Here is a 22132-nt window from a genome sequence, read left to right on the forward strand (position 1 = left end):
CGCAACCTATCCCGCGCACCGCATTTCTATCGACCGGCATCCCCGTGCCGGACCCGGCCATGCAACGCAGTACCGGAGGCAATGTGAACACGGACATGATCAATCTCTCGATAGACCAGGTCTACGATTTATCGGTGGATGTGCTTAGCCGCAACGGCTTTTCAGCGCCCCATACGGCAGCCATCGCCCAGACGATCACCGCCGGGCAACGCGACGACTGCCAATCGCACGGTCTGTATCGCCTGATCGTCTGCGTGCGGACACTGCAATCGGGGTTGATGGACCCGGACGCGTTGCCGCTGATCACGCATCCCGCGCCCGCAGTCGTGCAAGTGGACGCGCAACGCGCGTACTCGTTGCTGGCGTTCCAGGAAGGCCTGCCGCATCTGGCGGACAAGGCAAAACGCAACGGCGTGGCCGTGCTGGCAATCAACAACTGCTTCCATTTCTCGGCGCTGTGGCCGGAGGTCGAGGCCATCGCGGAACAAGGCCTGGCTGGCATCGCCATGACGCCCAGCCACAGCTGGGTGGCGCCCGCCGGCGGCACCCAGCCCGTGTTCGGCACCAATCCGCTGGCATTCGCCTGGCCGCGCCCGGCCGGCAACCCCTACGTGTTCGACTTCGCCACCAGCATGGTGGCGCGCGGCGAGATCGAACTGCACCGCCGCACCGGCAAGCCGATCCCCGAAGGCTGGGCAATCGACGCGAACGGCCAGCCGACCACCGACGCCGCCGCCGGCCTGGCCGGGGCGATGCTGACCTTCGGTTCGTACAAGGGGTCGGCGCTGTCCACCATGATCGAACTGCTGGCCGGCCCCCTGATCGGCGACTGGACCAGCCTGCAGTCGCAAGCGTTCGACGCCGGCGCGAAGGGCACGCCCTTGCACGGCGAACTGCTGATCGCGCTGGACCCCGGCATTCTTGGCCGTGGCCAGCGCGCCGCCAACGACGCAGGCGCCGAAGCCATGCTGGACGCCATCGCCGGCCAGGGCGCCCGCCTGCCCTCCGAAAGGCGCTTCAAGGCGCGCGCCAAGAGCGAGCAGGAAGGCGTCTGGGTCAGCCGGGCGCTGTACGACGAAGTCCGGAACCTGGGCGCTTAAGCCAGGTTCCGAAACCTGGCGCCTTTACGCCAGGTTCTTCGCGCGCGGATCATGCTTGCCCAGGCGGGCAAGCAAATGATCCACCTCGGCCTTCGCGGCGGGCGTCAGCGCGCCGCCCGGGCGACGCTGAGCCGCGCTAGACAAGATGCCGCGGCGCATCATCACGTACTTGCGCACAGCCAGGCCCACGCCTGGCTGCTGCTCGTAGCGCAACAGCGGCAAGTGGGCGTCGAACAGGTCGTGTGCCGCTTCCGTTTTGCCCTCGCCCACCCACTTCACGAAGTCGCACAACATGTCGGGGAAGCAATAGCCGGTATTGGCGCCATCGGCGCCGCGCGCCATTTCGTAGTCCAGGAACAGGCCGTTGTTGCCGCACAGGATCGAGATATGCCGCATCGCGCCCTCGGCCTCGAAGCGCCGCAGCGCCGAGATCTTTTCCAGGCCGGGCCAGTCTTCGTGCTTGAGCATCACGCATGACGCCAGGTCCGTCACGATGCGCCGGATGACCGATGGCGCCATCTGCACGGAGAATGTCAGCGGGTAGTCTTGCAGCACGAACGGCACGTCGTCGCCGATGGCGTCGACCGCCTGGTGGTAGTAGGTGACGATCTGGTCGTCGGTGCGCAACGTGTTGGGCGGCGCGATCATCACACCGGCCGCGCCAAGGTCCATCACGGCGCGGGTCAGCGAACGCATGGACGCAAAGCCCGGCGCCGACACGCCCACCACGATGGGCATGCCGCCCGCCTTGCCGATCACTTGCGAGGCGATCTCCAGCGATTCCGCGAAATCCAGCTTCGGGGCTTCGCCCAGTTGCCCCAGCACCGTCAAGCCGGTCGCGCCGCAAGACTGGTAGAAGTCCATCATCCGGTCGATCGACGCGTGGTCCACCGCGCCATCATCGAAAAACGGGGTGGGTGCAATGGGGAATACGCCCTTGGCGTCAGCGGTCAGTTTCATCTTCAACATCCTTGAATGGCTTGGCTTCGAGTGGCTTTGAGTACGTTCAGATACTGGCGATCAGACCGCCGTCCACGCGGATCGTCGATCCGGTGATGTAGCTGGCGCGCGCGCTGGCCAGGAACGCCACCGCGTCGCCGTATTCCTTTGGATCGCCATAGCGGCCCACGGGAATGCTGCCCGTGCTTTCGCGGCTGACCTCTTCCACGCTGCGCCCTTCGCGCTTGGCGCGCGCCTGGTCCAGGAACGAGATGCGCGCGGTGGCGATGCGGCCGGGCAGCACGATGTTCGAGGTGATGCCTTCCTTGCCCACTTCGCGCGCCAAGGTCTTGGACCACCCCACCAGCGACATGCGCAGCGCATTCGAGATACCCAGATTGGGAATCGGCGCGATCACGCCGGACGAGGTGCTGGTGATGATCCGGCCCCACCGCCGTTCGCGCATGCCGGGTAATACGCGATCGGTCAGTTTGATGACGGATAGCACCATGCCTTCGAAGTGTTCGCGCCACAGATCGGCCAACTGGCCCGACGAAGGCGTCGGCGGCGGGCCGCCCGTGTTGTTGACCAGAATATCGACGGCCCCCACGTGGGATTCGATCCACGCGACCTGGCTGTCGATCGCATCCAGCGCGCGCAGGTCCCATTGCATCGGGAAGGCGGTCCCCCTTTCCGCCTGGATCTTGTCCGCCGTGGCGGTGGCCGCCTCCAGGTTGATATCCGCCACCACCACCCGCGCGCCTTCCTGCGCCAGCGATGCGGCGATAGCGCCGCCCAGTCCGCCGCCGCCGCCCAGCACCAGCGCGGTCTTGCCCGTGATACCCAAATCCATCTTTCTCTCCGTCGTCGAACCTATCCAGACCGGCAGGCATCTGCCCGTCGCTTGATCTTATTTTCGGCGATGGAACGGCAGCATGAAAACGGAAAATACTCAGGCAGATCATTCGTTTTATGAATGATCTATGCCAGACAAATTGCTGGCCAATGCCCGAACCCACCGCTAGAAATACGCGAGTGGCACGGTATAGTGAACCCCTTCCATTCATGCGTTCATAGAATGAATCCGCGACGCCTGACCCCATCCATGTCGCTCTTGCTGGCCTTTGAAGCCAGCGCGCGCCATCTTAGTTTCACCCGAGCGGCGACCGAACTGGCGTTGACGCAAAGCGCGGTCAGCCGCCAAGTGCAGGCGCTGGAAGATCTGCTGGAAGTGGCCCTTTTCCGGCGCGAGAAGCGGCGCATCTTGCTGACCGAAGCCGGCATGCGGTATCAGAAGGAACTGGAAGCGGCCTTGCAGCGCATCCGCAGCGCGTCGCTGCAAGCCATCTCGCACCGGACCGGCCGCGGCGCCTTTCATCTGGCCGCGCTGCCCACCTTTACCGCGAAATGGCTGATGCCCCGGCTGAACCGGTTCTATGAAAAGCACCCCGGCATCCTGGTCCACCTGCACTCGCGGGTTACGCGCTTTGACCTGGATCTGGCCGGCATCGACGCCGTGATTGCCGTGGGCGACGGCGATTGGCCCGGCCTGGCGTCCTACCGCCTGATGGATGAACACGTCATCCCGGTGATCAGCCCCGATCTGGCGGCCCGCCACCCTATCCGCAAACCGGCCGATCTGGCTCAGCACAGTTTGCTGCAAGTGGCGGCCCGACCCGCGGTATGGCAGCGCTGGTTCGAAGCGCATGGGCTGCCCGTGCGGACCATGCGCTGGGGCGCCCAGTTTGAGCTGACCACGCATCTGATCCAGGCCGTCGCGTCGGGCATCGGCATCGGGTTGCTGCCCACTTTCCTGGTCGAGGACGAATTGCGCCAAGGCGTCCTGGCGCCCGCCATCGACGAAGCCTTCAGCACCGGAGCAGGCTACTTTTTCCTGGCCCCGCCGGACAAGCTTGCCACCCCGCCCGTCGCCGCCTTCAGGGACTGGCTGTTGGAGGAAAGCGGCCAGGCCGGCACGATGGCGGAGGCCAGCGCCCCTTGACCGTCAGGCCGGCTCCGGCAAACCCGCCAGCAATTTGTCCAGCGTGACGGGATACTCCCGCACGCGCACCCCGGTGGCATGGGTGATCGCATTGGCAATCGCCGCCCCGACCCCGCACAGACCCAATTCGCCCACGCCCTTGGCTTTCATCGGCGACGACACGGGGTCGGTTTCGTCCAGAAAGATCACCTCTTGCAGGGGGATATCGGCATGCACCGGCACCTCGTAGCTTGCCAGGTCATGGTTGACGAAGAAGCCGGCCCGCTGATCAATCGCCAATTCCTCCATCAGCGCCGCGCCGATACCCATCGTCATCGCGCCGATCACCTGGCTGCGGGCCGTCTTGGGGTTAAGGATGCGTCCCGCCGCGCACACAGCCAGCATGCGGCGGATTCTGGTCTCGCCCGTGTAGGCGTCCACCGCGACTTCGACGAAGTGCGCGCCGAACGTGGATTGCTGGAATTGCTTGTCCAGGCCGCCGAATTCCAGCACGTCCTCGGCGACCAGATCACCGTCCGCGGCCGCCTGCCGCAATAGCGCCGTCCGGCCGCCCGCCTCCGTCACGGAACCGTCGGCGAATACCGCGCCTTCGGCAGCGAAGCCCAGGCGCTTTAGAACGGCGTCACGCAATTTCTGGCATGCCGCGTATACCCCGGCCGTTGAACTGTTGGCGCCCCATTGCCCGCCGGAACCGGCCGACACCGGGAAAGCGGAATCGCCCAGAAGCACGATGACTTTTGCCAGCGGCACGCCCAGCATCTCGGCCGCGGTTTGCGCAATGATGGTGTAGCTGCCGGTACCGATGTCGGTCATGTCGGTTTCCACGATGACTTGGCCCGCGGCATCCAGGCGCACACGCGCGGCTGAATCGGTCACCAGATTGTTGCGGAACGCCGCTGCCATGCCCATGCCCACCAGCCACCTTCCGTCCCGGCTAGCGCCGGGACGCGCGTTGCGCTCCTCCCATCCGAAACGCGCCGCGCCCTCACGCAGGCATTCGATGAAGCGCCGCTGCGAGAACGGGCGCGCGGGGTCCGCGGGGTCCACCTGCGTGTCGTTTCGCACGCGGAACTCAACGGGATCCATGCCCAGCGCTTCGGCCATTTCGTCCATGGCGATTTCCAAGGCCATCATTCCCGGCGCTTCACCAGGGGCGCGCATCGCGTTGCCCTCGGGTAAGTCCAGTTCCATCAGATGCAGCGCGGTCAGCCGGTTGGCACCGGCGTACAGCAGGCGCGTCTGCTGGACCGCTTCTTCCGGTTTGCCGCCCGGCAGGTCGCCCGACCAGCTTTCATGCGCGATCGCGGTGATCTTGCCATCTTGGCCGGCCCGAATGCGGATGCGCTGGATCGTGGCGGGCCGATGCGTCGTATTGTTGGCGACCAGCGGGCGCGCCAACGCAACCTTGACGGGCCGTCGCGCCGCGCGCGCCCCCAGGGCAGCCAAAAGGGCGTCCGCGCGCACGAACAGCTTGCCGCCGAAGCCGCCGCCAATGTAGGGAGAAATCAATCGCACTTTGTCCTTGGGCAGACCCAGGGTCTTGGCTACGTCGCTGCGTCCCCAGTCGACCATCTGGTTCGATGTCCACAGCGTCAGCGCGTCGCCCTCCCACACGGCGGTGGACGCATGCGGTTCCATCATCGCGTGCGATTGGTCGGGGGTGCGGTAGGTATGGTCGATGGTCACGGCGGCCGCCGCATAAGCGCCTTCAAAATCGCCCACCCGGTCCGGCTTGGGCCGGTCGCCCGCCTGCTTGGCGGTCTTCCCGGCCGCTTGGTTGCTGGCCGCTTTCTCCGCCGCAAGATCGAATGCGCCCGGCGCGCGTTCGTACTGCACGCGGATCAACCGGCTTGCCGCCCGCGCCTGTTCCAGCGTTTCGGCCACGACCAGCGCGATGGCCTGGTGGTAATGCTGGATCTCGGGGCCGCCCAGCAGCGTGGCCGTGTTCATCTTGCCCTTGCCCAGCTTGCCGGCGTTTTGCGCGGTGACCACGGCCAGCACGCCGGGCGCGCGCCGCGCCCCTTCGATATCCATGGCGCGGATCCGCCCCTTCGCGATAGCGGCGCCCAGCACGTAGCCGACGGCCGCGTCGGGCACCGTATCGCCGTGTTCGTAGGCGTAGGGGGCCTTGCCCGTCGTCTTCAAAGGGCCGTCGATGCGGTCCACGCCGTGGCCGACGATTTTCAACTGGTCGATGGGATTCTGTGTAGCGGGAGTATCGAATTTCATCTCGTCAGGCCCTCGATTCCGTCAAGACCGCGCTTAACGTCCGCGCAGCCAGCGTCAGCTTGAAGGCGTTGTCGGCGGTGGGTGTCGCGCCAGCCAACAGCCGTTCCGCGGCCGACGCGGCGCCCCGGGGCAGTTCGGCCTCGGCCGCTTCCACCCGCCACGGCTGCGGCGCCACGCCGCCCAGCGCGATGCGGCCGCTGCCGTCACGCTGCACCACCGCGCCCACGGCCACCAGGGCGAACGCGAAAGACGCGCGATCCCGTACTTTCCGGTAGCGGTGCACGCCGCCGAGCGGCTTGGGCAGCGTGACCGACGTAATAAGCTCGCCTGCCTGCAGCGCGTTCTCGATATTCGGCGTGTTTCCCGGTTGGCGGTAAAAATCCGCAATCGGGATCACACGCCGGGTGCTGTCCGGACGCACCGTTTCGATCTGGGCATCCAGCAGCCGCATGGCCACCGCCATGTCGCTGGGATGCGTGGCGATGCAGGCATCGCTGGCGCCGATCACGGCCAGCTGGCGGGTGACGCCGCCGAGAGCCGAACAACCGCTTCCCGGCGCCCGCTTGTTGCACGGCATGTTCGTATCGTAGAAGTACGGGCAGCGCGTGCGCTGCAGCAGATTACCGGCGGTCGTGGCGCGATTGCGGATCTGTCCGGAGGCGCCCGCCAAGATCGCGCGCGACAGCACGGCGTAATCGCGCCGGATGCGGGCATTCGCGGCAAGATCCGTATTGCGCACCAGGCTGCCGATCCGCACGCCGCCTTCCGGCGTGTCGGTGATCTGGTCCAAATCCAGACCGTTCACATCGATCAGATGCGTGGGCGTTTCGACTTCCAGCTTCATCAGGTCCAGCAGATTCGTGCCACCGGCGATGAAGCGTGCGCCGCGCACCCCGGCTGCGCTGGCCGCCGCTTCGGCGGGCGTGCGGGCGCGTTCATAGGTGAAGGGCCTCATGTTTTGCCCCCAGCCTTGCCCGCCGCGACCTCTGTGATGGCGTCGAGAATGTTCGAATATGCGCCGCATCGGCAAATATTGCCGCTCATGCGTTCACGGATCTCGTCCGCGCTTAGCCGCGGGCGCTCGGTCAGGCTGGCGCTGACATGGCTGGGAATGCCCTGCTCGACCTCCTCGAGCATCGCGGCAGCCGAGCAGATCTGCCCGGGCGTGCAGTAGCCGCACTGGTAGCCGTCATGCTTGATGAAAGCGGCCTGTAGCGGATGCAGCGCCGTTGGCGTGCCCAGTCCCTCGATGGTCGTGATCTCGGCCCCATCGTGCATCACGGCCAGCGTCAAACAGGCATTGACGCGCCGGCCGTCCAGCAGCACCGTACAGGCGCCGCATTGCCCGTGGTCGCAGCCCTTTTTGGTGCCCGTCAATTGTAGATTTTCCCGCAAGGCGTCAAGCAGCGTCGTGCGCATGTCCAGCGACAACTCGTGCGCGGCGCCGTTGACGCGCAGCGTCACGGTGGCCGCCATCGGCTGCATGGCGCCCTGCGCGGCCTGCTGCGCGCCGGCCACCGCCGGGGCGGCCATCGCGGTCGCCGACACGGCGCCCGCCTTCAGCAGATTGCGCCGGGTGATCTTGATTGATAGCGAGTTTTCCAAGGCAACCCCTTTGTTGGTCAGACCTGGATGCGGACCACGCCGCCATCCTCCAGGGCGCGGGCCAGCAAGCCGCATTCCCGGTCAGCACGGGCACCGCCCTTGCCGTGTGGCACACCGCCCAGACCGCGAGCGCGGCGGCGGACTTGTGTAATTGTTTAAAGCGCGTCCGCCCTCTTCTTCACACTCCTTAAAAGGTTTCGAGAAAATCCTGGCGTTTCTCCCGATACATTGCCCGCCAGCGGTCGCCGGGCCGCGCCGCAAGCGAGGGAGGCCGCACATGTCGGAAATTGTTGTCTACGTTAGAAGCCAGCCACAACTGGGCGACCAGATCGTCGCGCTGCCGACGCTGTACCAATTGAAAAAATGGTGGTCCTCCCGACGCATTAAAGTGGTCGCCCGCGACGATGTGGGCGGGTTCTACCAATCGTTGCCATGGGTCGATGAATTCGTTCGAGCCGCCACCTTCGGCGACTACCTGGGAAGCCTGAAAAAAGAGACCCGGGTATCGATCAGCCTGCATCACAGCAGCGAACGCTTTGGCTTGATCAACCTACTGCGCCTGCCGGCGGTCCGCCTTGGATTCCGCAACGCACGCCTCAGCGACCTGGTCTGGACGCACTGCCACCGCAAGGACACGTCCGAATACATCGGCCAGGCCAATCTGCGCCTGCTGGCCGCGTACCGTCCATTCAATCTTGAGGACGCCGCGCGAGGGTGCTTCCAGGCGCTGGCGCAGACGCACCTGCGTACCGTTCCAACGGCTGACGTCGTGATGATTCCGGGCGGCGGCTCGGGCGCGTTCAAGCGGTGGAGCCTGACGAACTACTTGCGGCTGGCCGAGCGCCTGAAGCGGCTGCTGGGCGGCGACACGCGTTTCCTGTTCGTGCTGGGCACGCAAGAGGCGACGGAACGGAACGCCCTGGAGGCCATGCGGCGCCCTGACATTTCCATCGCCTATTGCCGGCCGCTTCCCGAGCTTAGCGCCATCATGCTGCACGCGCGCCTGGTGGTGGCGAATGATTGCGGCCCCTCGCACATCGCGCAAGGCGCCTGCGTGCCCTACGTCGGGATATTCAATGAACCCAACCCGGAATGGTTCTGGCGCCGGGACGGATCGGCCGCCGTCGTTCCGCGCCACCCGCGCGATGGCATCGATGCCATCACGCCCGACGATGTGTTGGACGCCTGCCGAAATGTACTGGGACATCATGCGCATACTGCATACGCTGGCTGAATACAGCCTGGGGGGACTGGAATTCCGCACGTTGGAGCAGGCGAGCTGGCTGCAAAGCCATGGCTACGAGGTAGCGATCGCCTCGCCCGCCAGCAGCGCCGTCAGCCGCGAAGCCCGCCAGCGCAACCTGACGACGGTGCACATCGACTTCAAGCCGGCCTATTCGCCGTCGACCGTGCTGACACTGCGGCGCGCCATCAAGGCGTTGCGCATCCAGGTCATCGACAGCCATAGCCGCGCCGATGGCAAGACCGCCGCGCTCTGCCGCGACCTGTGCGCGGTCGTCCGGACGCGACATTTCGCCAAATCCATGCGAACGTCGCCGCGCCGCCGGCTGGAATGGAAAATCGGGTGCGATCACGTCATCGCCACCAGCGAGGTCGGCAAACAGGAACTGCTGGCCGCGCGCCTGGTCTCCGAAGACCGGATCAGCGTCGTGGGCGAGTGGGCCGGCGACGATTTCTTTCGGCCGGCCAGCGCGCCCGGCGCATCGCTGCGCGTCCGCCGCGGGCTGGAGATAGCCGCCCCCGAAAAAGCCTACGTCATCGCCACCGTCGGCATGCTGCGCCCGGAAAAAGGCCAGGCCGACATGCTGCGCGTGGTGCGATGGCTGCGCGAACGAGGCGTGCCTGCCGTGGGCCTGGTCGTGGGCATGCCCACTGCCGGCACCAAGCCCTATGCCTACGAGCTGTACCGCTTGGCGGTAGATCTTGGGATTGCGGACCATGTGGTGTTTGCCGGCCACCGGAGCGATGTTGCCGACCTGATCCAGGCAGCCGACGTGGTGCTGGTGCCGTCGGCCACCGAAGCCTGGTCGCGCGTCGTGCCTGAAGCCTTCGCCGTGGGCCGGCCTGTCGTCGCCAGCCAGGTAGGCGGTTTGCCAGAGATCGTCATGCCCGGCCAGACAGGTTGGCTGGCCACGCCCGGCGATGTCGCGGGCTACGCCTGTTGCATCCAGCAAATCCGCGACCAGACGCGGAAAACGCAGATTATCGTCGACAACGCCAGAGCGTTTGCGGAAACGAATTTCCGTTTGGGCGGGAAAATGTTCAGTACCCTGGAGGCGTATCGGAAGGCAGCCGGTGCTTGACGCTACAAAGCAGTCACCCGCGAATACCGGTCACGATCCGGATAGGGCTGTCGTTTTTTTCCTGGCCGTTCTTGCAGCCCGATTCCGGCGGCTGCTGCCACTGTAGAAAAACGTCTTTTCTCATCAAAACGATTACTTGCGCCCGGACTGGCGGCGTCACGCAGATTATTTCTTCCATTATTTTCTGCGACGGCCAAATCGCAAGAAAAGAAGCCACTGGCACCACCCACGCCCTGTTCAGCATTCCGGATTCGCATTTCTACACGTAGCGCGAAGTGTAGAGAGGGGCGCGAAGATACACCGCTAGTAAACGCAAATAAACCAGACAGAAAGTATCTAACCCATTAACTATATTTCGATTTATTCCGCAATATAGTTATTCCGCCTCTCGCTTGCCGTTAGATTCAGGCCAGCCCCGGTTACTCAAGGCTGCGTTATCTGCGGATTTATGCCTGGCCGTTGCCTACTTAATTGGCGAAGGCGCGACGAAGCCGTTCCAACTCGGCCTTGTTCAAGCGTTTCGCTTCCTCTTCCGCATAATTCCGTTCGCCGGCATCATACGACCCTTCGTAGATGCATCGGCTGCGAATAAACTTGCAGTTATCGCTGACCACCCTTTCCGAGGCCGCGTTTGAACCCGCGCCTGAACCGGAGCTTGATGACCCGGGGAGTATTGAAGAGCACCCGGAAACGAGTGCGGCGAGCACGAGCGCGGCCACGTGGCGACTCAGCGATTGAATAGACATCTTCCTGCCTGATAGCGGTTGCAGGCATCTTTATAGCAATGTCCGACCGGAAAAAGGGTTCCAAAAGGTACGGTAACAAGCCGCCTCAAGGGAACGTTACCGAAGCCGCCGCGGCTAACCCGCGCGCACCGGCTTGCGACGCGCGCGGCCGCGCCCCGGCCCGCGCCTTTCCCCGGCCACCCGCGCGCTGCGGCTCTTGCGCCGTTCGGACCTGGCCTGAAGCTTGGCCCGCGCCGTGGCTGCCGCCGCCAACGCCAGCAGCTTGTCTTCGTCCAACCGTTCCGCGTCCACAAGCCGCTCGTCCGCCCCCTTCAGGGCAATGAGCAGTTCGTCCAATTTCAAATGCAGAGCCTGACCATCCTTGTTCTGGCTTTGCTGGATCAAGAAGACCATCAGGAACGTGATGATGGTCGTGCCGGTGTTGATGACCAGCTGCCACGTTTCGGAAAACCCGAAAGCGGGGCCGCACGCCGCCCACACCAACACGGCGGCGACCGCGCAGCCAAAAGCGGTAGGAGAGCCCGCCCACCTCGTAACATGCGCGGCAAAGTGGTCGAAGAACCTTGAGATGGCATTCGTCTGCCGACTGCTTTTTTTTTCAGCCATGATGGTCGCCCCAAGGGATCGAAGAGTCGGGCCGCACCGAGCAAGTTCCGTGCCGTCGCCCCGCTGGCCGTACTAGCTCATATAGCGCCGCAACACTATTGCAGGAACGTCAGCTGCTGCGTAATATTTATCGCCCACTCATCTACTTTTGGAGGTGCGGCAATGCACGATGACATCCGAAAGCTGGGCGCCCAAGCCGCTCGTGATGGATTGACCTTGTGGGATTGTCCCTACTATCAGGCGGCCGTCATGCCTGGGCACACCGGTGAATCGATCGCCGAATGGCGCGAAAAGGTTGAGGCCTGGGAAGCAGGATGGATGGCCGAGACGAAATCCTGGAAACCTCCCAATGGCGTAGTCAGATATGTGCCGCGTGCAACCGAAAGACGCCGCCATTGAATGAGGCCTGGGTCACGCCGGATGCCCCTCGGGTGACGCTCGGGTGACGCAGCCCCGGCATGGCCCTTGCTGAGCCGGGGGCTCACCCAATGCGAGGGATCCCCATGAAAGCCGATGCGATGACCGAAATCGAAAGCCCTGACCGCGACCGTCGATCACTGGCGCGGCGACTGAAAGACATTGACGCGCGACGCCCGGATTTCCCCGGCGAACATCTGATCGTGTTCGGCCTGGGCGCTTGGCTGCTCGTGGCAGGCACGCGAGGCAGAACCCTTCTTGCCCGCGCAGCGCTGACTGCGGCAGGCAGCGCCCTGGTCGGTAGAGCGGCGAGCGGAACCGGAGGCATTGCTCGCCTGGCCCGAGTGCTCAAGCAGATTCGGTAAACGAAGCGCTGCCTGGCCGGTCCGGGCCTAGCGGGCAACCTTAGCGAAGGCAGGCCTGCCAGGTTTCGTGATAAGCGATCAGCCGCTCCAGGGCGTATTCGGCGCTGGCACGCCGGATGGCGTTACGCCCGCCGCTGAATTGCACCGTCTCGGAATACACCGATGGCGACGCGTCGGCCGCGCCCGACTTGAATACCCAGGCGAAACACTGCGTCCCCGCAGGTATCCGATCGTCAGTGCTGTCCGTGACGCCGGTATTGGATATGGCGACATTCGCCCTGCTGTTGCGCGCGGCCCCCAACGCCATTTCCCGGGCCACGGCTTCGCTCGTCAGGTTGTGGAGCCGCAGCGTTTTCGCCGAGACGCCCAAGCATTTCATCTTGGCTTCCGGAGAGTACGTCACGAACGCGCAGTCCAGCAGGTCGCCCGCCCCGGGCACGTCGGCCAAGGTGGCGGCAATTAATCCCGCCGTGCACGACTCCGCCGTCACCAGCACCAGTGAAGACTCTCGCATGACAGTCGCGACCCGATCTACGGTGTTCATCCGATTTTCCTTCCTCGCCTTGCCCGCCAACGGGTTCAGCAAGCGGCGTGCCAGGGCCAGCGCCGGTTCCCCCCAACACATCGCCCCGCCGCGGACATCAAGGCACGGCGCTTGCTGGAACTTGTTATCACCGTACCTGAAACGGCTGGTCAGCCGCCCAAGGAGAAAAATATGAATTCGTCTTATGCAAGCAGCGCACCGGGCCAACCCGGCAAAGAGGAAAGACAACCTGCGCAACACCCTGCCGAAATTCCGCCTCCCAAGCCACAGCGGGAAGACCGCCCGGCGCGAGATGGCGAAAAGAACGCGCCCTGGCCACCCGATAGCATCCCGAACCCCATGCCTGGGCTTGACCCTCAACAGACGCCGGGTATTGACCGGTTATGACGCGCGGCCGCATTGAAAGGCGCCATGTTTTGCCGTTTATCCATAGGCAGTACCCGCGATAAGCACGATGACGGGCGAGTTTTACCTATGGGCAATGCCGCGATAAGCACGATGACCGGCGGGTGCTAAAGCGGGCTATCGCTACGGAGTAAGGTTCTAACGCAGGCGGTTTTATTCTAATAATTAACCTGCACAACGCTTCTGCCAAACACTTCAGAAATAGGCTAAAGCCCTGTATTTTCTAGAAATTCTGGCGCGGCAGGAGGGGCTCGAACCCCCGACCCCGGGCTTAGAAGGCCCGTGCTCTATCCAGCTGAGCTACTGCCGCGCAGTTTGTTGACGTCCCGGAAGATGTCCGGGCGCCGCATTTTACCTTGTTGCGGAAAAAGGTGGGCGGGCGCGGTGCTGCCCTACTCTTCTTCGATATCTGCGTGGGTGGACACCCACAGCACGATGGCGTCGTTTTCGCTCAGGCTGATCACTCGGTGCCCCATGCGGCTGTCTATATAGAAGCTTTCGCCAGCCTTCAGCCGGGCCGGTTCGTAGAACTCGGTGTACAGCTGCACCTCGCCTTCCAGCACGTAGACGAATTCTTCGCCGCCATGGCGGCTCCAGTCTTGGAAATCGTCGAAGGCGCGCGCCTTGACGCGGGTGTGGAACGGCATCATGCGCTTGTGCGACAGAGCAGTGCATAGCAGCCGGTGGTCGTAATACGGCGTTTCGTACTGGCGCCCTTCGCCTTGGCGGCTAAGGCTGCGGCGGCCGGTGCCCATGTGGGCGTCGGACGCGGTGAAGAGTTCGGCCACGTCCAGGTCCAGGCCCGCGGCGATCTTGATCAGGTTGTCATAGGTGGGCGACAGCAGGCTGTTCTCGATCTTGGACAGCGTGGACGCGGCGACGCCGGTGGCGGCCGCCGCCTGCTTCAGTGTCCAATCGCGCGCCTGGCGCAGGGCTCGCAGCCGTTGTGCCAGTGCGCTCTGTTTGTTGCCTTGCATCCTGTGTACCTTGTCATGCCCGCGTTGTGCGCTCCCGCCACCAGTCGCGCGCCTGGTAAGACCAATAGGTCAGTTGAACCGCCGCCGTGCCCAGCCCGCCGCCGTTCCATGCCAGCCCGAAAGGTTGGAACAGCTTGTAGCGCTGGGTGTCGCCCGTAATCCCTTCGGCAACGACGCGCCCGCCGATCGAGGTGGTATTCATGCCGTGCCCGCCGAACGCCGTGCAATACCAGACGTCCTGCGCCAGCAGGCCGATCTGCGGCATCAGATGGCGGGCGTAGGCCATGCGCCCCGACCATGCGGTCTCGACGCGCAACCCATGCAATTGGGGGTAGACGGACAGCAATTCTCGGCGCAGGGACTCGGCCAGATCCGGCGGGTCGTCGACACGGGTGGTGATTCTACTGCCCCAGCCGATGCGGCCGCCATCCAGCACCCGGTAATAGTTGCCGGCGCGGCGGTCGTCGCCGATGGCCGCCGTGCTGCGGATGGCCTCGCGCACGCGGTCGCCCAACGGCTCGGTCAGCATGATGTAGGTGGCGATGGGCAGCATGGCCCGGCGCAGGGCCGGCACGACGTCGCCCGTATAGCCGCCCGTGGCCAGCACGACGGCGCGGGCGTCGACCTGCCCCTGGGCCGTTTGCAGGTGTTTGACCGCGCCGTTCAGCGTGGCGCCGGTCACGGCGGAATCTTCATGGATGCGCACGCCCAGGCGGGCGCATTCGCGAGCCAGCGCCCGGGCATAGTTCAACGGATGAAAGTGGAACGAGGCGGGGTCTTCGACGCCCTGGTGGTAGACGTCCGACACCAGGCGTTCGCGCACCTGGCTGCGGGTCAGGAAGCGCACGTCGCGACCGAAGTCTCGGCGCTGGGCGTCGCACCACTGGTTGAGCGCATCGGTCGCTTCGTAGCGCACCACGCGCAAGCGTCCGTCAACCTTGTGCGCATCGGTGATGGCCAAGCTACGGATATTGTCGCGGATGATTTCCACGCCTTCCATCGACAAGCGGTAAAGCTGCCGGTAGTGGTCTTCGTCGACGTGCCGTTTGATGGCGTCGGCGCCGGCCGAGAAGGCGGGCGACACCGATCCGCCGTTGCGTCCCGACGCGCCCCAGGCGATGCGCCGGCCTTCCAGCAGGGTGACGCTACGGCCGCGGCGGGCAAGTTCCAGTGCGGTGGACAGGCCGGCCAGGCCGCCGCCGACCACGCACACGTCGGTGCTGCATGCGCCCGCCAGCGGCGGATAGTAGGTTGCGCTGTCGGAGAGCGTGCGCTTGTAGTAGGTGTCGATGTACTCGGAGGCCATGCCGGTGGGAGTCCGTGTCAGTGCAGGCTTGCGCCCTGCAATCCGCCCGTCAAGCGCTTTTCCAGCCAGTTGGCCAGGCGCAGCAACGGGTAGCAGTAGATGAAATAGATGGCGGCGATCATGCCGTAGATGAACAGCGACTTGGCGGGAAAGGTGATGATGAACACCTCGCCTTGCCGGGTCAGTTCGGTAATGCCGACCACCGACAGGATGGCGGTGCTTTTAATCAGCATGACGTAGACGCCGCTCATTGGCTGCACGATCAGCCGCATGGCTTGCGGCAGGATGACCAGCCGCAGGATCTGCAACGGGCGCAGGCCCAGCGTCATCGCGCCTTCGGTCTGGCCGCGCGGCACGGACTGGATGGCGCCCATGACGATTTCGGCGACATAGCAGGACGTATAGACGGACAGCGATACGAAAGCCGCGGTGGCGGAGTCCCAATGCAGCAGTTCGATCCCGGAGCTGGGCAACACGAAGTAGAAGATGTAGAGCTGCACCAGGAACGGCGTGCCGCGCAAGACGTGGATATACAGGCCCAACAGTTGGTGGATGCCGCGGATGCGGTAGCTGCGGATCACTCCGATCACAAAGCCCAGCAACGAGCCCGCGATGATGGCCACGAACGAGATCTTCAGCGTTTCCCAGAAGCCCTTCAGCAGGAAGGGCAGCACGACGCCCGCGGTGGAAAGATAGGAATCCAGCATGCTTACCTCGCGTTCCAGGCCGGACCCGCCAGCCAGAGGCTGACGCCCCGGGACAACAACAGCATGACGCCGTAGATCAGCAGATAGCCAGCGGCGATGGTCAGGAAGCTTTCATTGGGCACGATGCGGTCGCTATTCATCTGCACGCCGGCCGCGACCAGTTCAAACACCGTGATCAACGACAGCAGCGAGGTGTCTTTGATCAACACGGCGGTCTGGCCCAACAGGGGCGGCAGCGTGTTGACGAACGCCTGCGGCAGCACCACGTAGCGCAGCCGCTGCTGATAATTCATGCCGCACGCCTTGGCGCCTTCCACCTGGCCGCGCGGCACGGACTCGATGCCCACGCGGATGATCTCGCTCATGTAGGCGGCGTGGTGCAAGGTCATCGCCAGGATGCCCAGCACCATCTCGCTCCAGCCCTTGGCGCCCGGCACCAGCATGGGCACGGCGTAATAGACCAAGTAGATCTGCACCAACAGGGGGGTGGACCGGATGAATTGCACATAGGCGGCTACGGGACGCCAAACGGCGGCTTTGGACGACATGTGCAAAAGCGCCAGCGGCACGCCCGCCAACACCGACAGCACAAGGCTTGCGCCCGCGGCGATCAGGGTGTTGGTCAGGCCTGTCGCGAATTGCTCCGCGTACTGGCTGACGATGCGCCAGTTGTAGTAATCGATCAGCCAGTCCATAAGCGGTCCGGGCTCCCCGTGGCGGTTCTAACGATTAATGGTCTTTTTTCCAGTCGGTGGAATACCAGTACTTCACCTGCTCGGGCAGCGTGTTGTCGGCGGTCTTCAGGGTTTGCCAGTTGTCCAGCCAGAACTTCAGGCGGAAGGCGTTGGGACCGACGGCGAAGGCCAGGGGCTCGCGCACCATCACGCCGTCCAGCACGCGCAGGTTGCCGAAGTCGACCAGGAACTGGTTGGCGGTGGACATGGACATGATGCCGGCGTCCAGGCGGCCGCTGGACAAGGCCTGGCCAACCGGCGCGCTGCCTCCCGAGAACTCTTTCATGGTGGCCTTGGGCAGCATCTTCTTACCCACTTCGGCGTAGGTGCTGGCGCCCAGCACGCCGACGTTGACACCGGCCTTGTCCAGTTCCTCGAACGACTTATACGGAGAATCCTTGGGCACCACGGCCACGGTTTCGGCGTAGAACATCGGGGCCGAGAACAGCACCTGGGCCGCGCGCTGCGGCGTGGGCGTCATGTCGGCGGCCACCATGTCGGCCTTGCCCGACAGCAACGCCGGCAACAGGCCCTTCCATTCATAGTCTTGCAGGACCAGTTTCACGCCCAGGTCATCGGCCATGCGCTTGGCGACTTCCACCGCCAGGCCCGTGCGCTTGCCCGTCTTGTCCATGAAGCTCATCAGGGGCCCGGATGTCTGGACCGCCACGCGCAATTCGCCGCGCTTGATGATGTCGCCCAGTTCGTCGGCTTGCGCGGGCAGCGCCACCGTGGCGGCCGCCAGGGCGACACCGGCCACGCCCAGCCATTGTTTGATTTTCAGCATTTGAATATCCCCTAGAGGTGGATGAAACCTTGTCATTCCGGGCAAAGCACGTCGTGTTGCCGCAAGGCCGGCAGCGCCCGGATTAGCCGGACCAGCCCTGCTTGGACTACAAAATCTTCTCCAGGAAGGCGCGGGTGCGCGCCTCCTTCGGGTGGCAGAACACCTCGTCGGGCGTGCCCATTTCCACAATGCGGCCCGCGTCCATGAACAAGGCCCGGTCGCCGACGTCGCGCGCAAAACCCATTTCGTGGGTCACGACCGCCATGGTCATGCCGTCGCGAGCCAGACCGCGCATCAATTCCAGAATGCCGCCGACGGTTTCCGGATCCAGGGCGGACGTGGCTTCGTCGAACAGCATCAATTTGGGATCCATGGCCAGCGCGCGGGCGATTGCCACGCGTTGCTGCTGGCCGCCGGACAACTGGCTGGGGTAGCGCTCACCAAAATCGCCCATCCCCACGCGGCCCAGCAGGTCGCGGGCATAGCGTTCGGCGTCGGCGCGGCTGCGGCCGCGCACGACCCGTTGGGGTAGCGCGACGTTGTCCAGCGCAGTACGGTGTTGGAACAGGTTGAAGTGCTGGAACACCATGCCGACTTCAGTGCGCCAGCGGTTGACGTCGGTGGCGGGGTCCGTCAAGGACACGCCGTCCACGCGGATCGTGCCGCTGTCGATGCTTTCCAGGCCGTTCAAGGTGCGCAGCAACGTGCTCTTTCCCGAACCGGAGGGTCCGACCACCACCATGACCTCGCCCCGGTTCAGTTGGCAATCGACCCCGTCCAATGCGCGATGGGGCGGCTGCCCCTCCCGGTGGAAGGTCTTGGTGACTGCCTGGACATCAAGTAAAGCGTCTGCCACTGATGCACCCCGAAAGAGGTTTCCAAACCGGCCCCCCGAGCGGCCTCCCCGGGGAAGCGGCGCTTAAGCCAGTTAAGAAAAAAAGTTTCGCAATTCACGCTGGAGTTTCGTATAGTAAATTTTTTTCCAGAATCGCCACTTAGGCATAACCCTTAAGCGAAGACATGGGCTTCGCTGGCAATCCAAGGAACCGGCATGGACACCCCCCAAGACATCCTGCGCGCGCTCGGCCTGAATCCGGCCGCGCTTACCGGCGGCACACTGACTGCCCGCAGCCCGATCGACGGCGCCGAACTGGCCCAGGTGCACGAACATACGGTGGCGCAGGCCCATTCGGCCATCACCCGCGCCCGCCAGGCCAGCCTGGCCTGGCGCGACGTGCCGGCGCCGCGCCGGGGGGAACTGGTCCGCCTGCTGGGCGAAATCCTGCGCGAGAACAAAACCGCGCTGGGCCGTCTGGTCAGCCTGGAAGCCGGCAAGATCGTGGCGGAAGGCGAAGGCGAAGTGCAGGAAATGATCGACATCTGCGACTTCGCCGTCGGGTTGTCGCGCCAACTGTACGGCCTGACCATCGCCTCCGAGCGCCCCGGCCACCGCATGATGGAAACGTGGCATCCGCTGGGCGTCATCGGCGTCATCAGCGCCTTCAACTTCCCCGTGGCCGTGTGGTCGTGGAACGCGGCGCTGGCAATTGTCTGCGGCAACGCCGTGGTCTGGAAGCCGTCCGAAAAGACGCCGTTGACGGCCCTGGCCTGCCAAGCACTTTTCGCGCAGGCCATGCAGCGTTTCGGCGACGCGCCCGCCGGGCTGTCCGAAGTGCTGATCGGTGGCCGCGAAGTCGGCGAAGCGCTGGTGGATTCGCACACCGTGGCGCTGGTGTCGGCCACGGGTTCGACCCGCATGGGCCGCCAGGTGGGCCCGCGCGTGGCGCAACGCTTCGGCCGCGTGCTGCTGGAGTTGGGCGGCAACAACGCCATCATCGTCGGCCCCACGGCCGACCTGGACATGGCCGCGCGCGGCATTGTGTTCGGCGCCATCGGCACTGCCGGCCAGCGCTGCACCACCACGCGCCGGCTGATTGTTCACGAAAGCGTGGCCGACGCGCTGGTGCAGCGCCTGCACAAGGCTTACGCCAGCGCGCCGATCGGCAACCCGCTGGACAGCGGCAACCTGGTCGGGCCGCTGATCGACCGTGTGTCGTTCGACGCCATGCAGGACGCCCTGAAGGCCGCGCGCGAGCAAGGCGGCAAGGTCACCGGCGGCGAACGCGTGCTGGCCGACGAATACCCGAACGCCTGGTACGTGCGCCCGGCGATCGCCGAAATGCCCGGCCAGACCGACGTGGTTTGCCACGAGACCTTCGCGCCCATCCTGTATGTGATGCGCTACCAGGAATTCGGCGATGCGCTGGCGCTGCAGAACGGGGTGCCGCAAGGCCTGTCGTCCGCGATCTTCACCAACGACCTGCGCGAAGCCGAAACCTTCCTGTCGGCCGCGGGTTCGGACTGCGGCATCGCCAACGTCAACATCGGCACGTCCGGCGCCGAAATCGGCGGCGCCTTCGGCGGCGAAAAGGAAACCGGCGGCGGCCGTGAATCCGGTTCGGACGCCTGGCGCAACTACATGCGCCGCGCGACCAACACCATTAACTATTCGCGCAACTTGCCGCTGGCGCAGGGCATCAAGTTCGGCGAATAAGCCCGCCGAACGCTTGAAACAGAAGGCCCCGCGCATTGTCGACAATGCGCGGGGCCTTGTTTCTTCGGATAAGCCCATCAGGCACGCAGACATCCTGAGTAACACCTGTTTATTACACGCCCTACATCCGATAAGCCTGCCTTACAAACAGTTTCGGCGTGCGATGCTACATTGCCTCGTCACAAAAAATCCATCGCACGCCATGTTCCGACGCCGTCACACACGCTTCCCCCTTGCCCTGCGCACCCTTGCCGGCGCTCTCGCCTTGGGCGCGGCAGGTTCCGCCGCCGCTGGCGTGTCGTACCGCCTGGACCGGCCGTCCGCCGCCCCCGGCGAAACCGTCACCATCGAGGCCGTGTTCTTCAACGAAGACAGCGCGCGCGCCAACTGGCAAGCACCGCCTGAACTGGTGCTGCAATGGCGCGGCCAGGACGGCCAGATTGTGCGCAGCCTGGCCAAGCTTGCCGGCGACCGCGCCAGCTACAGCGTGCCCGTCAATAATTTCGCGCGCATGGCGTGGACCGCCGTCGTGCCCAGCACGGCCCGCGGCCTGCAAGCCGTCTCCATTGAAGGACAGCCCTCGATGATGGCGCTGGACACGACCGGCCGCGAAAGCGGCACCGTTGCCAGCACGCCAGCCCAAGGCCCGGTGGTGGACGCCCGCAGCGGCCAGCCGGTGCCGGTGGCCGCCGTTACCGCCGTTGGCGCATCGCCCGATGGCGGTCCCGCCCCCGACGCCGCCGTCGCGCCCAGCGTGCAGCCGCAAACGGCGTTCGACCGTTTCCGCAGCTCGATCTCGGAATACAAGCCGGTCTACTTCGATATCGGCACCCGCGGCCAAACCACCGCGCGCTTCCAGATCAGCGCCAAGTACCGCCTTTTCAGCCCCCACGGCGACCGTCCCGCGACCTGGGGCGAGAACTTCTACCTGGCCTATACCCAGACGTCGCTATGGGACTTGCAGGGCGACTCCATGCCCTTCATCGACACCACCTTCAACCCCAGCGCCTTCTGGCTGTCGGACAACATGTGGCAGTCCGCCAACCAGAACTGGCGCTTTGGCATGAATACCGGCGTTGAACACAACTCCAACGGCAAGGACGGCGAAGACTCGCGCTCGGTCAACGACGGCTACATCGAACCGCGCTTCCACTACCGCTTCGACGGCGGCAGCACGCTAACTTTCGCCCCCAAGGTCAAAGCGTACTTTGGCGTCGCGGACGAAAACCGCGACTACGCCGACTACGCAGGACACGTCGACTGGCAACTGCGCTGGGCCCAAGACAACGGCGCCGTCGTCTCAGCGATGTACCGCCAGGGCGACCAGAAGCGCCGCACCACCCAGCTGGACTTCGCCTGGCCGTTGCAGCGCACGTGGCTGAACATGAACGGTTATCTGCACCTGCAATACTTCAACGGCTACGGCGAAACGCTGCTGGGCTACAACCAGCGCAACGAATCGCAGTTCCGCATCGGGTTGTCGCTGGTGCCTTAAGAGGGAGGTGGTGTGATGGGTTGCGCGCCGCAGTAAGGGGGAGGCAGCTTGATGGGTTGCGCGCGATCCGCATAGGATTTCGCGTGACGACTCTGCCGCGCTCCACCCATCCTACGATTCGACGACCCCGGTCTGAAAGCCAGCCTTGATCGAATGCCCATCGCCCGCCGCCCGCGCGGCAGGCGATGGGCGGCCCCGCAAGACCTTCCGCACCGACGCTGATTCCGCAGCAAAACGCCAAGCACACTGCCCGCCCCCGCGAACGCCAAATTCCAACCGGCAAAGCCCGG

The 22132-nt window shown here is 64.7% G+C and carries 22 protein-coding genes and 1 tRNA gene; 8 read left to right on the plus strand and 15 right to left on the minus strand.

The window, feature by feature from the left end; translation table 11 throughout:
* Window positions 1–59 precede the first annotated feature (59 nt).
* Window positions 60–1100 carry an Ldh family oxidoreductase gene (locus tag ACI0FO_RS10060; protein WP_416026278.1) on the plus strand — a complete coding sequence of 347 codons (1041 nt, stop codon included), beginning with the start codon at window positions 60–62 and terminating at the stop codon, window positions 1098–1100.
* Between the two features lie 24 nt (window positions 1101–1124).
* Here the strand turns inward: ACI0FO_RS10060 and ACI0FO_RS10065 are convergent, their stop codons facing one another.
* A complete protein-coding gene (locus ACI0FO_RS10065) occupies window positions 1125–2060 on the minus strand; it encodes a dihydrodipicolinate synthase family protein (protein ID WP_416026280.1) in 936 nt (311 codons plus the stop codon).
* Window positions 2061–2106: 46 nt separating this feature from the next.
* Complete coding sequence (locus tag ACI0FO_RS10070; protein ID WP_416026282.1) at window positions 2107–2892, minus strand: SDR family oxidoreductase; 786 nt, start codon at window positions 2890–2892, stop codon at window positions 2107–2109.
* A 225-nt stretch (window positions 2893–3117) separates the two neighbouring features.
* On the opposite strand from ACI0FO_RS10070, the gene ACI0FO_RS10075 reads away from it, so the two are divergent.
* Window positions 3118–4041 (plus strand): LysR substrate-binding domain-containing protein, encoded by a 924-nt coding sequence (locus ACI0FO_RS10075; protein ID WP_416026284.1) that lies wholly within the window; start codon window positions 3118–3120, stop codon window positions 4039–4041.
* A gap of 3 nt (window positions 4042–4044) precedes the next feature.
* On the opposite strand, the gene paoC is transcribed toward ACI0FO_RS10075, so the two are convergent.
* Genes paoC through paoA form a run of 3 tightly spaced genes read right to left on the minus strand, consistent with a single transcriptional unit; the run spans window position 4045 to window position 7875 of the window.
* Window positions 4045–6270 (minus strand): aldehyde oxidoreductase molybdenum-binding subunit PaoC, encoded by a 2226-nt coding sequence (paoC, locus tag ACI0FO_RS10080; protein WP_416026286.1) that lies wholly within the window; start codon window positions 6268–6270, stop codon window positions 4045–4047.
* A gap of 4 nt (window positions 6271–6274) precedes the next feature.
* Entirely contained in the window at window positions 6275–7225 is a 951-nt protein-coding gene (locus tag ACI0FO_RS10085; RefSeq protein ID WP_416026288.1) for an FAD binding domain-containing protein, read from the minus strand.
* The gene (gene paoA / locus ACI0FO_RS10090; protein WP_416026289.1) at window positions 7222–7875 is read right to left on the minus strand and encodes an aldehyde dehydrogenase iron-sulfur subunit PaoA; all 654 of its coding nucleotides are present in this window, start codon (window positions 7873–7875) and stop codon (window positions 7222–7224) included. Before paoA ends, ACI0FO_RS10085 begins: the two co-directional genes overlap by 4 nt.
* A gap of 277 nt (window positions 7876–8152) precedes the next feature.
* Between paoA and ACI0FO_RS10095 the strand changes: the two genes are divergently transcribed.
* The gene (locus ACI0FO_RS10095) at window positions 8153–9109 is read left to right on the plus strand and encodes a glycosyltransferase family 9 protein (RefSeq protein ID WP_416026291.1); all 957 of its coding nucleotides are present in this window, start codon (window positions 8153–8155) and stop codon (window positions 9107–9109) included.
* Window positions 9084–10199 (plus strand): glycosyltransferase family 4 protein, encoded by a 1116-nt coding sequence (locus ACI0FO_RS10100; protein ID WP_416026292.1) that lies wholly within the window; start codon window positions 9084–9086, stop codon window positions 10197–10199. The genes ACI0FO_RS10095 and ACI0FO_RS10100 overlap by 26 nt, the downstream gene beginning before the upstream one ends.
* A gap of 467 nt (window positions 10200–10666) precedes the next feature.
* Here ACI0FO_RS10100 and ACI0FO_RS10105 read toward each other — a convergent pair whose 3' ends face one another.
* Together ACI0FO_RS10105 and ACI0FO_RS10110 are read right to left on the minus strand one after the other, a co-directional pair.
* A complete protein-coding gene (locus tag ACI0FO_RS10105; RefSeq protein WP_416026294.1) occupies window positions 10667–10945 on the minus strand; it encodes a hypothetical protein in 279 nt (92 codons plus the stop codon).
* A 114-nt stretch (window positions 10946–11059) separates the two neighbouring features.
* A complete protein-coding gene (locus tag ACI0FO_RS10110; protein ID WP_416026296.1) occupies window positions 11060–11551 on the minus strand; it encodes a low affinity iron permease family protein in 492 nt (163 codons plus the stop codon).
* A 162-nt stretch (window positions 11552–11713) separates the two neighbouring features.
* On the opposite strand from ACI0FO_RS10110, the gene ACI0FO_RS10115 reads away from it, so the two are divergent.
* Complete coding sequence (locus ACI0FO_RS10115; protein ID WP_313461767.1) at window positions 11714–11950, plus strand: CrpP-related protein; 237 nt, start codon at window positions 11714–11716, stop codon at window positions 11948–11950.
* A 104-nt stretch (window positions 11951–12054) separates the two neighbouring features.
* Window positions 12055–12333 (plus strand): hypothetical protein, encoded by a 279-nt coding sequence (locus tag ACI0FO_RS10120; protein ID WP_416026298.1) that lies wholly within the window; start codon window positions 12055–12057, stop codon window positions 12331–12333.
* A gap of 40 nt (window positions 12334–12373) precedes the next feature.
* On the opposite strand, the gene ACI0FO_RS10125 is transcribed toward ACI0FO_RS10120, so the two are convergent.
* The 8 genes from ACI0FO_RS10125 to ACI0FO_RS10160 all read right to left on the minus strand — a co-directional run bounded on the left by ACI0FO_RS10125 (window position 12374) and on the right by ACI0FO_RS10160 (window position 18649).
* Window positions 12374–12877 (minus strand): CinA family protein, encoded by a 504-nt coding sequence (locus ACI0FO_RS10125; RefSeq protein ID WP_416026300.1) that lies wholly within the window; start codon window positions 12875–12877, stop codon window positions 12374–12376.
* A gap of 638 nt (window positions 12878–13515) precedes the next feature.
* Window positions 13516–13592 (minus strand) — tRNA-Arg (locus ACI0FO_RS10130).
* Window positions 13593–13674: 82 nt separating this feature from the next.
* Window positions 13675–14259 carry a helix-turn-helix domain-containing protein gene (locus tag ACI0FO_RS10135; protein ID WP_105557369.1) on the minus strand — a complete coding sequence of 195 codons (585 nt, stop codon included), beginning with the start codon at window positions 14257–14259 and terminating at the stop codon, window positions 13675–13677.
* A 13-nt stretch (window positions 14260–14272) separates the two neighbouring features.
* Window positions 14273–15565, minus strand: a complete 1293-nt coding sequence (locus ACI0FO_RS10140; protein ID WP_416026302.1) for an NAD(P)/FAD-dependent oxidoreductase — start codon at window positions 15563–15565, stop codon at window positions 14273–14275.
* A 17-nt stretch (window positions 15566–15582) separates the two neighbouring features.
* The gene (locus ACI0FO_RS10145; RefSeq protein WP_313461752.1) at window positions 15583–16272 is read right to left on the minus strand and encodes an amino acid ABC transporter permease; all 690 of its coding nucleotides are present in this window, start codon (window positions 16270–16272) and stop codon (window positions 15583–15585) included.
* Window positions 16273–16274: 2 nt separating this feature from the next.
* Window positions 16275–16967, minus strand: a complete 693-nt coding sequence (locus tag ACI0FO_RS10150; protein ID WP_416026304.1) for an amino acid ABC transporter permease — start codon at window positions 16965–16967, stop codon at window positions 16275–16277.
* A gap of 34 nt (window positions 16968–17001) precedes the next feature.
* The gene (locus tag ACI0FO_RS10155; protein WP_183012687.1) at window positions 17002–17793 is read right to left on the minus strand and encodes an ABC transporter substrate-binding protein; all 792 of its coding nucleotides are present in this window, start codon (window positions 17791–17793) and stop codon (window positions 17002–17004) included.
* A 106-nt stretch (window positions 17794–17899) separates the two neighbouring features.
* Window positions 17900–18649, minus strand: coding sequence for an amino acid ABC transporter ATP-binding protein (locus ACI0FO_RS10160; RefSeq protein ID WP_416026307.1), 750 nt, complete (start codon window positions 18647–18649; stop codon window positions 17900–17902).
* 195 nt (window positions 18650–18844) lie between these two features.
* Here ACI0FO_RS10160 and ACI0FO_RS10165 point away from each other — a divergent pair, with 195 nt between their 5' ends.
* Entirely contained in the window at window positions 18845–20347 is a 1503-nt protein-coding gene (locus ACI0FO_RS10165) for an aldehyde dehydrogenase family protein (protein WP_416026309.1), read from the plus strand.
* Between the two features lie 202 nt (window positions 20348–20549).
* Window positions 20550–21842 (plus strand): phospholipase A, encoded by a 1293-nt coding sequence (locus ACI0FO_RS10170; protein ID WP_416026311.1) that lies wholly within the window; start codon window positions 20550–20552, stop codon window positions 21840–21842.
* Window positions 21843–22132: the final 290 nt, after the last annotated feature.

The sequence above is a fragment of the Achromobacter marplatensis genome (genome assembly GCF_049060505.1).
Taxonomy (GTDB): Bacteria; Pseudomonadota; Gammaproteobacteria; order Burkholderiales; family Burkholderiaceae_B; genus Achromobacter; species Achromobacter marplatensis_A.

What these genes read in the sequence shown, in the direction of transcription:
- ACI0FO_RS10060 (WP_416026278.1), top strand. Translation starts at nt 60, where the DNA reads ATGCAACGCAGTACCGGAGGCAATGTGAACACGGACATGATCAATCTC.
- ACI0FO_RS10065 (WP_416026280.1), bottom strand. Translation starts at nt 2,060, where the DNA reads ATGAAACTGACCGCTGACGCCAAGGGCGTATTCCCCATTGCACCCACC.
- ACI0FO_RS10070 (WP_416026282.1), bottom strand. Translation starts at nt 2,892, where the DNA reads ATGGATTTGGGTATCACGGGCAAGACCGCGCTGGTGCTGGGCGGCGGC.
- ACI0FO_RS10075 (WP_416026284.1), top strand. Translation starts at nt 3,118, where the DNA reads ATGAATCCGCGACGCCTGACCCCATCCATGTCGCTCTTGCTGGCCTTT.
- paoC (WP_416026286.1), bottom strand. Translation starts at nt 6,270, where the DNA reads ATGAAATTCGATACTCCCGCTACACAGAATCCCATCGACCAGTTGAAA.
- ACI0FO_RS10085 (WP_416026288.1), bottom strand. Translation starts at nt 7,225, where the DNA reads ATGAGGCCCTTCACCTATGAACGCGCCCGCACGCCCGCCGAAGCGGCG.
- ACI0FO_RS10095 (WP_416026291.1), top strand. Translation starts at nt 8,153, where the DNA reads ATGTCGGAAATTGTTGTCTACGTTAGAAGCCAGCCACAACTGGGCGAC.
- ACI0FO_RS10100 (WP_416026292.1), top strand. Translation starts at nt 9,084, where the DNA reads ATGCGCATACTGCATACGCTGGCTGAATACAGCCTGGGGGGACTGGAA.
- ACI0FO_RS10105 (WP_416026294.1), bottom strand. Translation starts at nt 10,945, where the DNA reads ATGTCTATTCAATCGCTGAGTCGCCACGTGGCCGCGCTCGTGCTCGCC.
- ACI0FO_RS10110 (WP_416026296.1), bottom strand. Translation starts at nt 11,551, where the DNA reads ATGGCTGAAAAAAAAAGCAGTCGGCAGACGAATGCCATCTCAAGGTTC.
- ACI0FO_RS10115 (WP_313461767.1), top strand. Translation starts at nt 11,714, where the DNA reads ATGCACGATGACATCCGAAAGCTGGGCGCCCAAGCCGCTCGTGATGGA.
- ACI0FO_RS10120 (WP_416026298.1), top strand. Translation starts at nt 12,055, where the DNA reads ATGAAAGCCGATGCGATGACCGAAATCGAAAGCCCTGACCGCGACCGT.
- ACI0FO_RS10125 (WP_416026300.1), bottom strand. Translation starts at nt 12,877, where the DNA reads ATGAACACCGTAGATCGGGTCGCGACTGTCATGCGAGAGTCTTCACTG.
- ACI0FO_RS10135 (WP_105557369.1), bottom strand. Translation starts at nt 14,259, where the DNA reads ATGCAAGGCAACAAACAGAGCGCACTGGCACAACGGCTGCGAGCCCTG.
- ACI0FO_RS10140 (WP_416026302.1), bottom strand. Translation starts at nt 15,565, where the DNA reads ATGGCCTCCGAGTACATCGACACCTACTACAAGCGCACGCTCTCCGAC.
- ACI0FO_RS10145 (WP_313461752.1), bottom strand. Translation starts at nt 16,272, where the DNA reads ATGCTGGATTCCTATCTTTCCACCGCGGGCGTCGTGCTGCCCTTCCTG.
- ACI0FO_RS10150 (WP_416026304.1), bottom strand. Translation starts at nt 16,967, where the DNA reads ATGGACTGGCTGATCGATTACTACAACTGGCGCATCGTCAGCCAGTAC.
- ACI0FO_RS10155 (WP_183012687.1), bottom strand. Translation starts at nt 17,793, where the DNA reads ATGCTGAAAATCAAACAATGGCTGGGCGTGGCCGGTGTCGCCCTGGCG.
- ACI0FO_RS10165 (WP_416026309.1), top strand. Translation starts at nt 18,845, where the DNA reads ATGGACACCCCCCAAGACATCCTGCGCGCGCTCGGCCTGAATCCGGCC.
- ACI0FO_RS10170 (WP_416026311.1), top strand. Translation starts at nt 20,550, where the DNA reads ATGTTCCGACGCCGTCACACACGCTTCCCCCTTGCCCTGCGCACCCTT.